This is a genomic window from Methylomonas sp. AM2-LC (assembly GCF_039904985.1).
Lineage (GTDB): Bacteria > Pseudomonadota > Gammaproteobacteria > Methylococcales > Methylomonadaceae > Methylomonas.
Genome location: NZ_CP157005.1, coordinates 253,479 through 266,168 on the forward strand (window position 1 = coordinate 253,479; position 12,690 = coordinate 266,168).

The 12,690-nt window shown below is 38.6% G+C and carries 8 protein-coding genes; 7 read left to right on the top strand and 1 reads right to left on the bottom strand.

Annotation, left to right across the window (positions count from 1 at the left end; translation table 11 throughout):
* The first annotated feature begins 1 nt into the window (after position 1).
* From ABH008_RS01200 to ABH008_RS01220, 5 genes are all read left to right on the top strand, one after another.
* Positions 2 to 1,036 (top strand): glycosyltransferase family 4 protein, encoded by a 1,035-nt coding sequence (locus tag ABH008_RS01200; RefSeq protein ID WP_347988050.1) that lies wholly within the window; start codon positions 2 to 4, stop codon positions 1,034 to 1,036.
* Positions 1,037 to 1,076: 40 nt separating this feature from the next.
* Positions 1,077 to 2,858: a nucleoside-diphosphate sugar epimerase/dehydratase gene (locus tag ABH008_RS01205; protein WP_347988051.1), complete on the top strand. Its 1,782-nt coding sequence runs from the start codon at positions 1,077 to 1,079 to the stop codon at positions 2,856 to 2,858.
* A 42-nt stretch (positions 2,859 to 2,900) separates the two neighbouring features.
* Positions 2,901 to 4,994, top strand: a complete 2,094-nt coding sequence (locus tag ABH008_RS01210; RefSeq protein WP_347988052.1) for a right-handed parallel beta-helix repeat-containing protein — start codon at positions 2,901 to 2,903, stop codon at positions 4,992 to 4,994.
* A 162-nt stretch (positions 4,995 to 5,156) separates the two neighbouring features.
* Positions 5,157 to 6,827 carry a hypothetical protein gene (locus ABH008_RS01215; protein WP_347988053.1) on the top strand — a complete coding sequence of 557 codons (1,671 nt, stop codon included), beginning with the start codon at positions 5,157 to 5,159 and terminating at the stop codon, positions 6,825 to 6,827.
* A gap of 133 nt (positions 6,828 to 6,960) precedes the next feature.
* The gene (locus ABH008_RS01220) at positions 6,961 to 8,688 is read left to right on the top strand and encodes a hypothetical protein (RefSeq protein ID WP_347988054.1); all 1,728 of its coding nucleotides are present in this window, start codon (positions 6,961 to 6,963) and stop codon (positions 8,686 to 8,688) included.
* Between the two features lie 11 nt (positions 8,689 to 8,699).
* Here the strand turns inward: ABH008_RS01220 and ABH008_RS01225 are convergent, their stop codons facing one another.
* Entirely contained in the window at positions 8,700 to 10,229 is a 1,530-nt protein-coding gene (locus ABH008_RS01225) for a fumarate hydratase (RefSeq protein ID WP_347988055.1), read from the bottom strand.
* Between the two features lie 369 nt (positions 10,230 to 10,598).
* Here ABH008_RS01225 and dapC point away from each other — a divergent pair, with 369 nt between their 5' ends.
* Both dapC and dapD read left to right on the top strand, forming a co-directional pair.
* Positions 10,599 to 11,801, top strand: coding sequence for a succinyldiaminopimelate transaminase (dapC, locus tag ABH008_RS01230; RefSeq protein ID WP_347988056.1), 1,203 nt, complete (start codon positions 10,599 to 10,601; stop codon positions 11,799 to 11,801).
* A 7-nt stretch (positions 11,802 to 11,808) separates the two neighbouring features.
* Positions 11,809 to 12,627 carry a 2,3,4,5-tetrahydropyridine-2,6-dicarboxylate N-succinyltransferase gene (dapD, locus tag ABH008_RS01235; protein ID WP_347988057.1) on the top strand — a complete coding sequence of 273 codons (819 nt, stop codon included), beginning with the start codon at positions 11,809 to 11,811 and terminating at the stop codon, positions 12,625 to 12,627.
* The last annotated feature ends 63 nt before the right edge of the window (positions 12,628 to 12,690 follow it).

Sequence of the window (12,690 nt, forward strand, 5' to 3'; positions counted from 1 at the left end):
TGTGCTAATCCATTTTCTGTTTGTATTTATCATTAGTCTGTTGCTTACGCGCCTGATTCGTTATTATGCTGTTGCGCGCAATGTACTCGACATCCCTAATCAACGCAGTTCTCACAGCACACCCACAGCTCGCGGTGGTGGTCTGGCTATAGTCTTGGTGTTTTATTCTGCTTGTGTGTATTTATTTTTAACCGCACAGATTAGTAGCGCGTGGTTTTATTCATTTAGTGCAACTCTTCTAGTCGCAGTTATTGGTTTTTGTGACGACCACACACCTATAGCTTCCCGTTGGCGTTTTTTGACTCACTTATGTAGTGCATTTTTAGCCTTGTATTTTTTTAATGGCTTACCTTTACTTTTGATACCCGAACCGTTTGCCAGTTTACTTGGTAGTAGTACCTTAATTATGGGTTGGTTGAGCTATATACCCCTAGTAATTGCACTTGTTTGGATATTAAATTTATTTAATTTCATGGATGGTACAGACGGAATTGCTGCCTCGGAAGCTGTTTTCGTTAGTGCCGCGCTTGCCGCTTATTTACTAAATATCGATACTTCATTATTCATGGTTTCAATCAGCTTAACCGCCGCAGCTTTGGGCTTTTTAATCTGGAACTGGCCAAAAGCCAGTATTTTCATGGGTGATGTCGGCAGCGGATTTCTTGGACTGGTATTGGGTATACTAATTTTGCTGGCCTCACAACAACTGGCAGTGTTGTTATATTGCGGTTTAATTCTGTTCGGCTTATTTATTGTCGATGCCAGTTATACTTTACTGGTGCGCATCAAAACCGGACAAAAATGGTATTCTGCCCATTGTTCACACACTTATCAACGTGTTGCTAAATTGCACGGGCATCTCACTGTATTAAAAATGTGCTGGGCTATTAATTTACTCTGGTTACTCCCTATCTCATGGCTGGTTTTTTTACATCCCACGGCAGCCTTGTTGGGTATATTTATTGCCTACCTGCCCTTATTTGCTATAGCCCATCATTTTAAAGCGGGTCAAGCCGCTAGTACTCATGAAATTTAAGTTCCGCTCACGTACAACTATTTTTCTGCATGATATATGTATGATCCCCCTTGCCTGGTTTGGTGCCTACTGGCTTCGCTTTAACCTGCAAACTATACCGGATGAATATTTTTATTCTGCCACACTTATTTTACCCGCAGTGATAGGTCTTCAAGTTAGTCAATTCTGGTATTTTGGGTTGTATCGTGGTGTATGGCGATTTTCTTCACTTCCCGATCTGATACGTATTGGTAATTCAGTACTCGTGGGTGTTTTCTTAATTGCCAGTAGTCTGTTTCTTTATAACCGTCTGCAAGGCGTACCTCGTTCGGTTTTGCCTTTATATGCACTCACTTTACTGACTTTTCTAAGTGTTCCGCGCTTAGTCTATCGATTTTGGAAAGAGCGGTTATTTCTTCAATGCACTGGACAACGGGCGTTGATTGTAGGTGCAGGCTCTGCTGGAGATTTATTGGTCAGAGACCTCTTATCCAACCGCAATAGTGGTTATATACCAATTATTTTTGTCGACGATTCGCCGAATAAAATTAACCGAGAAATTCGCGGCATACGTGTTGTAGGCAACATCTCGCAAATACCCGAATTAGTTAAACAATGGGATATTGAAGTTATGCTTATTGCAGTTCCTTCTGCGACGGATACCCAAATGCGCCGCATTGTTGAAATCTGTGAGAATAGTCCAGTACCGTTTCAAACCCTGCCTTCTGTAAAAGAATTATTAAGCGGTGCGGTCACAAAAGCCAATCTTCGTAGCGTATCCATAGCGGATATACTGGGACGTGACCCAGTTCAACTCGATTGGCTAGCCATCAAAACCCATCTACAAGGTAAAGACATACTGGTAACTGGTGGCGGCGGCTCAATTGGTTCTGAACTTTGTAGACAATTGGCAAAAACTTTACCCCGCAGCTTAATTGTATTCGATCAATGCGAATTTAATTTATACAAAATTGACGCAGAGCTCACTCGACTTTTTCCAAATATCCAACATCATACGGTACTTGGTGATATTACAGATCGGCTATCAGTCGAACATGTTGTTCGCCAACATCATCCAGACATCATATTTCATGCAGCTGCCTATAAACATGTACCCTTATTAGAAGGACAAGCCCGAGAAGCAGTACATAATAATTTGATTGGCACTAAAATTATTGCAGAAACAGCCTTAGCTTCTGGTGTAGGACGATTTGTTTTAATCTCTACCGATAAAGCGGTCAATCCAACCAATGTGATGGGAGCAACTAAACGCGCCGCTGAAATTCTTTGTCAACACATGAATCTTAGCGGAAATACCCGTTTTACTACTGTTCGCTTTGGTAATGTGTTAGATTCAGCTGGAAGTGTGGTACCGTTATTTCGCGAACAAATTAAAGCGGGTGGGCCTGTAACAGTTACGCATCCAGATATTATCCGTTACTTTATGACCATTCCAGAAGCCTGCCAATTAATCATGCAAGCAGAAACCATCGGTAAAGGCGGCGAAGTATTTGTATTGGATATGGGAGAACCAGTCAAAATTGCTTATCTTGCCGAACAAATGATTCGTTTAAGCGGTAAACTGCCCGACAAAGATATTGAGATAAAATACGTTGGCCTGCGACCTGGTGAGAAATTATATGAAGAATTGTTCCATGATCAAGAACAATTATTAGCGACTAGCCATGAAAAACTACACTTGGCTAAAGCCAGATTATATGAAAATACTGAATGGTCTATTCTAATAGAAGATTTGGTGCTTGCCTGTCAACATCGCGACCAAAACGCCCTATTAATACTATTAAAACAACTAGTGCCTGAATTTACTCCAAACATATTCTGATACATCATTTAAACAACGTCAAAGGATGTGAAGTGAGAATCTATGTCGAACTCTAAAAATTACCTTTTAGTCATCACTTTCTGCTTCAGTGTTACCGTATCAGCACAAGATTTCTATGTATCACCACTAGGCAACGATCAAGCAACGGGTATTAGCCCAATTCCTGATTCAAGTAATACAAATGGACCTTTTCAAACCTTGGCGCGTGCCCAACAAGCCATTCGTGACTTAAAAACCAATGGCCAATTTAAAGAATCAGTAACAGTTCATATTGCTTCAGGTACCTATCAATTAGCAAAACCGCTAACTTTTGATGTACGAGACACGGGTTTTGCTGAGAGAAAGATCATTTGGAAAGCAGAAACAACCGATACTATTATTAGTGGTGGTATTGCATTATCAAACTGTTCTGCAGAAAACCAAACAGTTTGGAGTTGTACAGCTGCCGGTATACATTTACCAGAAAGTAGCCCCAACAAAGAAACCATTAAAAACATCACTATTCCTACATTCAACCTATACGTTGACCAAAATTGCTTACAACTGGCGCGCTGGCCAGATAGTGGATGGGCTCATATTAAACATCCTTTAACTGAAAAAAACAGTTATACCAGCCATGAACAACTACCTGATGTAAACAATAGCGAACAAATTCAGGTACATATTTTTGCTGGTAATGACTGGTTTGACGAGTACATACCCGTAACGTCTGTCGATAGCCATTTAAATCAAATCAATCTAGCTAAAAATACAACTTATCCAATTATTAGTGGTGAAAGATTTTATCTAGAAAATATTCAATCAGAACTCAATGTCCCAGGCGAATGGTACTACGATCAGATAAACGCTAAAATATTATTTATACCACCCGAACAAAGCACTACACCAAAAGTGATTGTCGCCTCTTCTTTAGCCAATCTTATCAATATCAAAGGCGCACATTTTCTGGACTTCCAAAATCTTAATTTTCGTTATACTACAGGTATTCCTATCCTCATTACAGATGCTAGCCATATAACATTTGATAATATCGAAATTAATGCTGTGGACTTATCAGCGCTGGATACTCAAAATTGCACTGAATTGACAATTAGCAACAGTCGTATCCACGATACTGGCGGAATGGGAATAGCCATAAATGGTGGTGATCGTGCCACACTTAAACCCGCTAATAATTTGATCCATAATACCCATTTTCATCATCTTGGTAGACACTTTTTTGCTTTCACTCCAGCTATCACAACTACAGGCGTGGGTAATCGATTTACACATAATCTGATTGAAAATCTACCTGGCACAGGCACAGCCATCAATGGAAACGATCATTTATTTGAAAATAATGAGCTTAGTCATATTTGCGAACAGTCTTCTGATTGTGGCGCAATATACAGTGGTCGTAACTGGACAAATCGAGGCAATATCATTCGTTCTAACAGTATTCATGATATTGAAGGTTATGGACTACAAAGCGTTGATCCACAAACCCTCGCCTTTAAATATACTAAGCATGGCGCCGTGGGTTTGTACCTGGATGATGGTGTCAGCAGTTTTAGCGTCATAGGCAATATTTTTAACAAAGCGGGTGCTAAAGCTATTCAATTGGGTGGTGGACGTGATCATCGAATTGAAAACAATCTGTTTTATACTGAAAATTGTGCAATTTGTATTGATGCACGTTGGCCAAATTACGACTGGAGTGCCAACCGAAAATCGCTAACTGAAGTGCCATACCAAAACGCTATATGGAAAACAAAATATCCCGAATTGGCATTACCCATGCAGCATGATACTTGGCCTGAAGGTAACGTGATTACACATAATATTATCATTTCCACCGTTAATGAAAGCCTACCTATCAACTATACCCTACCGGCACAATCGTCAAACATTTCTAATAATCTAGTGTGGAATACAAACGGCAAAGTCAGGGTTGCTTATACTATTCTAGATAATCCTAAACTGAATGGTATTGCTTACTGGCCTGAATGGTACGCAATTGGCCTTGAAAAAAATAGTATGAATGCTGATCCATGTGCAACCATTACCGGAAATAATGTAACATTTTGTGCAAACACACCCGCTAAAAATATTGGGTTTCAACCATTGAGTAATGATATAGGACTCATTAAACCCTAACAATTCAAACTATAAAGTTGCTATTTGGCCTTTAGTGCCTAGGCACCGAGCAATAATTTTCCCTACACTAAAAGCCAAAGTTATTTGCTACCTAGAGGTTTTTTGATAAGCTAGTTGGATAATTACCTTAGATCTTAATCAGTAAATTGTAAAGGATAGACAATGAATAAATTGGATTATGGCGTTTCTATGCCTTTCAGACGGATAATAAATATTACTGATAGCCTATTTGTTACAGTTATTTTATCGACTCTTTTTCTGGGTTTATTCATATTTTTAAAGTATCCGCCAATTGTCTGGGTTGACCTAATCATGGATGATGCCTATTACTATTTAGGCATAGTGCGTAATATCATAGAGCATGGTGCTAGTAGCTTTTTACCTCCATTTTCCACTAATGGCTATCAACCGCTCTGGTTAGTAGTTTTAACTTGCTTTGCAGCCATTTTTGGCACCGATGAAGTTTCTCTGGTCATTCAGAATTATCTGGTTACTTGCCTATTTGTTCTCTGTTTTATAGCATTATCCAGACGTTGCTATGCTATGGCTTTTCCTGCCATTATTTGTTCTCTTTCATACGCTCATATCACTATTAATGGTATGGAGTCTGTCATGATTCCAGTCTATTTTATACTGTTCATGACTTCAAAATCTTGGCAATTTCGGGGCTGCTTTGGCTCTCTATTATTTCTTAGCCGTTTAGATGCTTTGTCTGTGGTTATAGCAAGAGACTTATATTTTGTACTAACAAAACGCAAAACTGATTTTAAACACTATCTCATTATAATTCCGGTCATACTGGTTTATGGCCTAATAAACTACTTACTATTTGGAATTCCGGTACCGGTTTCTGGACTTGCCAAATCGATTGGTAACAATTTTGGTGAGAACATCAATGCCGGTTTAGGTTATTTATTAACACTTAAAACCTCTTTTCGACTCATTATTGTCATATTATTTGTTTATATTGTTCGTAAACAAAAAATAGGCGAGTTGCGCTATCTGGATGAAATTTCAATACTATTAATTTCATGCTGCTTTGTAGCATTTTATTATAGTACCAAATCCGGTTGGGGATTTTGGTCATGGTATTACTGGGCACCTTTTTTACTAATTTACTATGCCTTGCTTGAAACTGCGTTTCTACTCAATAAGCTGATAATTTCTAAAGAAAATAATGTTAAATTTGTCTATTTAACTTTACTAACATTGGGTATTGTTTATACCATAAAGCCCTCTGTTGATTTTATATCTGATCGTATAATTTTTTTTACAAATGCCCCAACGATTTCTGCTCTAGATGCAACTTTTGGCCGGAAGAATATCGAACTGGTTGAATTAATAAAAAAATACAACATTCCAGAAAATAGCTTTTTTGCCATGGGTGATCGGGCTGGGTCTTTTGGTTACTTTTTAGGTAATCATTATCGTTTTCTACATACAGAAGGACTGGTTGGCCCCACAGCATATTATCAAGCCATGAAAACAGATAATGCACTAGATTTTATAGATACACAAAATATAGATTACTGGATAGCTGAGAGGGAGAATTTCTTGGAAGCCAATGAAACGATTGGTGTTATAGAGCCTATCCAGGGTTTATCAGCACATAAGGGTCCTTACCTAATTTGTTTCCAAAAACAAGGAATAGTGTTTGATCAAAGCTATATCCCCTCTAAGTATACTGCTAGCCAAAAATATGAATATCGGTATGTTTTCAACATGAAAAATCGGGTGGTATGCCCAGACGAATTCACAATTAAGCTAGCTGAATTAAAAAGGGTTTACGGTGGAGTTAGAAAATTTTCATTGCCAATTGAAACACAGAAATGACACAAATACAGGATAGTGATAATCACCTAGTTAGCTATAAATTACTCTAATTTTAACATCTTCTTTTTATTTTTATAACTCAGACTTAATATTGATGGAATTGTAGTTATTAATAATTAAAAATGGACGGACAATGAATTTAATATTAAATAAAAACCTCTTATACTTCAATAAAATAATCAATATTTTTGATATATTTTCAGTTTTAATTATTATTATTTTTTTCTCGGTTGGCATCTATATTATTATTTCTTACGATGCCTTAGTATGGGTTGATATAATTACTGATGACGCCTATTATTATTTGGGTATCGCACGGAATATGGTTGAAAACGGCATAAGTAGCTTTATGCCTCCGTTTAAAACAAACGGTTATCAACCGCTATGGTTATTATTGTTGACATTAACAGGATTTATATTCGGAACCAGTGACTTAAGCTTGGTTATACAGCTATATTCCTTAACATTTTTATTTGTTGCCGCCTTTACCTATTTTTCAAAAATACAATATCTTATTGGATTTAACTCAGCACTCAGTTTTTTAGCCTTTTCCAATATTATCTGTGGTATGGAATCGGTATTGATTCCCACTTTTTTTATATTATTTATCAATGCCTTAAACTGGAAGCTTCGTGGGGTTTTTGGTTCATTTTTATTTTTAAGTCGCTTAGATACATTATCAATTATTGTCGCTAGAGATATCTATTATTTTTTTATAAAAAAACAGGTCGATTTACGTCATTATTTGGTAATAATCCCAATGATTGCTGTTTATGCAGCCATCAATTTTTATTATTTTAATATTCCTGTTCCAGTATCAGGATTGTCAAAGTCCGTAGGTAATCATTTTGCAGAAAACTTCTTTATTGGCGGATATATCTATTTAAAAGGACTCATTTATCCTGCAGAAGTTTTTTTAATCATCGTAGTTATACTTAAACTAAAGAAATATAAAATAAATGAGCTAAATTTTTTATCTGAAATAGTGATAGCCACTGTAGCCTGCTTCTTATGCTTATTATATTATGGCACACTGTCCGGTTGGCCGATATGGGCATGGTATTTTTGGGCAACTTTCCTAATTAATTTTTTTATAACTCTTGAATGTATTTATTTAATAAAAAAATTATTAAACGATAATTTTAGTTTTTTTAATTATATTTATGTCGGTGTTTTATGCTTAGTTATATTTTTTACCTTAAACCCTGCCATAACCTCAATGTTGTCCAGAATAAACATGGCAGTCTCAGCAGCAAATGCTAATTCTGTTGAAGAAACTTTCGGCAGTAAAAATCTGGAATTAGTTAATTGGATTCACAAAAAACAATTACCGGAAAACACCTATTTTGCAATGGGTGATCGTGCCGGATCGTTTGGCTTCTTCTTGGGTAATCATTATCGTTTTTTTCATACCGAAGGTTTGGTCAGTTCAACAGAGTATTACAAAGCTATGTCAACCGATAAGGGTCTTGATTTTGTTGACCATTTAGATATCAATTATTGGATAGCGGATCGCGAAAACTATTTGGTAGAAAATGACATTATTGGCGTGATTGAACCCGTGCAAGGGCAATCCGCACATATAGGCCCTTATATGGTGTGTTTCCCTAAAAACAGCATCGTTTTAGATCAACGTTATCTAGACGCATCCATGAGTTTTCATGGAAATTTGTATTTTCAACGTTATGTATTTGATGCACAGCAACGTACAATTTGTCCAGATGCCATGAATCAAAAATTTTTAGAGCTAAAAAATCGTTACGGCGGTGTTGCCGCTTACTCATTTCCTTATTCAATCAAACCAAATAGCTTTTCTTATCGAGCCATTGAATATTTTAGGTCTATAGGTTGGATTCATTAACACCACAAAACCTAATTGGAATTTACTTGTATTACTGGAATCTTGCCAATTTTTGCCTGCCAGTGCAGTGGCGCACTGGTATGAATAGAAGATCCACGACTATCGACAGCAACAGTTACCGGCATATCTTCAACCACAAATTCATGGATGGCTTCCATCCCTAATTCTGGAAAAGCGACAACACGTGCTTTTCTTATTGCTTTAGAGACTAAATACGCTGCGCCACCAACTGCAATCAAGTATACAGACTGATGCTTTTTGATAGCAGCAATTGCCATTGCACCACGTTCGGCCTTACCTATCATGCCCAACAAGCCAGTCTTTTCCAGAATAATCTCAGTAAAACCATCCATTCGGGTTGCCGTAGTTGGGCCTGCCGGACCAACAATTTCGTCACGTACTGGATCGACTGGCCCTACGTAATAGATCATTTTATTTGTAAAATCGACACCTTCAGGCAAAGCCTCGCCATTCTTTAATAATTCAACTATACGCTTATGTGCCGCATCCCGGCCTGTTAACAATGTACCACTTAGCAGCAAGGTTTCACCCGTTTGCCATGTTGCAATGTCCTGTTTGTTAAGAGAATCAAGATTCACGCGACGTGCATTACCAGCTGTCTGCGTAATCACTGGCCAATCAGACAATTTTGGCGGAATAAATTGAGCAGGACCCGAACCATCTAATTCAAAATGGGTGTGCCGAGTCGCCGCACAATTGGGAATCATCGCCACCGGTTTATTGGCAGCATGCGTAGGATAATCTTTTATTTTCACATCCAGGACAGTAGTTAAACCCCCTAAACCTTGCGCACCTATTCCCAGAGCATTTACTTTTTCATACAACTCCAAACGCAGTTCTTCCAATGCATTTTCTGGACCACGCGCTATCAACGCCTGAATGTCGATACTTTCCATACAGGCCTGTTTTGCTAAAATCATGGATTTTTCTGCAGTTCCACCTATACCTATTCCTAAAATACCCGGTGGACACCAGCCAGCGCCCATAGTAGGTACTGTCTTCATTACCCAATCCACAATACTATCTGAAGGGTTCAACATAACAAATTTTGATTTTGCCTCTGAACCACCGCCTTTAGCAGCAATTTCCACCTCAACTTTATCACCGAGTACCAACTCCATGTGTATCACTGCTGGCGTATTATCCTGAGTATTAATTCGTTTGCCTGCTGGATCAGCCAGTATGGATGCGCGTAATAAATTATCTGGATCTAAATAAGCTTTACGTACGCCAGCATTTACCATTTCTGTGACACTGAGTTTGGCGTCCCATTGCACATTCATACCTATTTTAAGGAAAACAGTAACAATACCTGTATCCTGACAAATAGGCCGATGCCCTTCAGCACACATTCGGGAATTAATCAGAATTTGTGCCATTGCGTCTTTGGCCGCTGGGCTTTGTTCTTTTTCGTAAGCTATCTGCAAGGCCTGGATAAAATCCAAAGGGTGGTAGTAGGAAATAAATTGCAATGCATCGCTAATACTATCAACGAAATCGTCCTGGCGAATAACAGTCATGTCAGTACCTTAGAATTTAAGTAATCTTTGATAAATTGTCACTATTTAGGGTAAAAGTTAGTTTTTATAGGCTATGCCAAAGCAAGAATGCCCATCATTCTGTTCAGCACAGCTTACATCCGATGAATAAATGACATTGAATTATAAGGATCAATTTAACACTATTTAATGGTTAACCAGAAAAACTCTGTTTACACCTTAACAAAAAGGCTTTAGCCTCAATAGGCTAGTTACGTTAAAATAGCTGATATTTTGCTTGCTTAGCATATTTATTTTAATCAAGCTGATTTCATTACCTAACTACCCTCTATAGGTACTAGTAAACACTATGCATTCAGCACTTTCAATCAATAATCACACTCAGGAATAATGAACCCGCACTTAGCACTGCTGCATCCTTATCCGTTTGAAAAACTGGCTGCGCTTAAACAACATATTACGCCACCCGAAGACAAGCTCCCAATTACCTTGTCGATAGGTGAACCTAAACATAGTACACCAGCTTTTATTCAGGAAGCATTGGTAAAGCATTTACCAGGTTTAACGCAGTACCCAACAACGAAAGGCTTATTAGAATTACGTCAGGTAATTGCGGGCTGGCTTAGTCGGCGTTTTGCAATTCCGGTGTCTGATATTGATGCAGAAACTCAAATTCTGCCAGTTAATGGCACACGTGAAGCTTTGTTTTCATTGGTACAAGCAGTGATTACTCCCAATGCCAATGCAGTGGTTGTGATGCCTAATCCGTTTTATCAGATTTATGAGGGTGCTGCTATTCTTGCGGGTGCAGAGCCTTATTATTTGAATACCATAGAGGAAAATGTATATTTACCCGACTTTGATTCTGTACACGATAGCATTTGGGAACGCTGCCAATTATTATTTATCTGCTCTCCCGGTAACCCTACAGGTACCGTGATGGAAAAAGCCAGTCATCAAAAATTAATGACGCTTGCGGAACGATTTGATTTTATTATTGCATCTGATGAATGTTATACAGAATTGTATGATGACGAAACACGACCACCGCAAGGCTTATTACAAAGTGCTTATGCAAGCGGCAACACTTTATTTAAACGTTGTGTCATCTTTCAAAGTTTGTCCAAGCGTTCTAACGCACCCGGGTTACGCTCCGGTTTTGTGGCAGGCGATGCCGAAATATTAAATCAATACTTAAAATATCGCACTTATCACGGTTGTCCTATGCCTGTTCCCAGCCAACATGCCAGCATTGCAGCTTGGCAGGATGAAGAACATGTTCGACAAAACCGGCAGTTATATCGGGAAAAATTTACGGCATTTATAGACATTTTACAAAATGACTGTGTCATTTACCGACCACCCGCCAGTTTTTATATATGGCTAAAAGTTCCAGCATTAACTGATACTGATTTTGCCCAGCAACTTTTTGCCCAACAAAATGTGACAGTTTTACCAGGCAGTTATCTGTCCCGGGAATGTAACGGCATTAATCCCGGTGCAAACCATGTGCGAATTGCGTTGGTTGCACCCTTAGCAGAATGCATTGAAGCAGCTCAACGCATCAAATTTTTTATTAACTCTATAACATAGAACATTCATGTCAAATTTGGAAAACATAATTAATCAAGCTTTTGAAATCCGCGCTGAAATCAGCCCCAGTAATGTGACTGCCGAAGTCCGTTCGGCAGTTACTGAAGTGCTAAATTTACTCGATAAGGGTGTAGTTCGGGTTGCCGAAAAAAAAGACGGTGACTGGGTAACAAACCAATGGTTAAAAAAAGCGGTGCTATTATCCTTCCGTATCAATGAAAACCGGATGATGGAAAGTGGCGCGTTACGCTATTACGACAAAGTTGAAACCAAATTTGGTCAATACAGTGAAGCTGAATTTGCCGCTGCTGGCGTACGCGTAGTGCCTAATGCTGTGGCACGCTATGGTTCGTTTATTGCACCTGGCGCAATTTTAATGCCCTCCTATGTGAACATCGGTGCATATGTTGATAGTGGCACTATGGTGGATACCTGGGTAACGGTAGGCTCTTGTGCGCAAATAGGTAAAAATGTACATTTATCCGGTGGTGTGGGTATTGGTGGTGTACTTGAACCCTTACAGGCAAATCCAACTATTATTGGCGATAACTGTTTTATTGGTGCCCGCTCCGAAATCGTGGAAGGCGTCATTGTCGAAGACAATTGTGTGGTGTCTATGGGGGTTTATATTGGTCAAAGCACCAAAATTTATAACCGCATGACTGGCGAAGTCAGTTATGGTCGTATACCTGCAGGCTCGGTGGTGGTTTCTGGCAATTTACCGTCTAAAGATGGTAGCCACAGTTTATATTGCGCGGTTATTATTAAACAGGTTGATGAAAAAACCCGTAGTAAAACCGGCATTAACGAATTATTAAGGGATTAACGCTATAACAGCAGTTGCACGTGGCTTAGGGTACGTGCAACTGAATTACTTGTAAATTAAAGG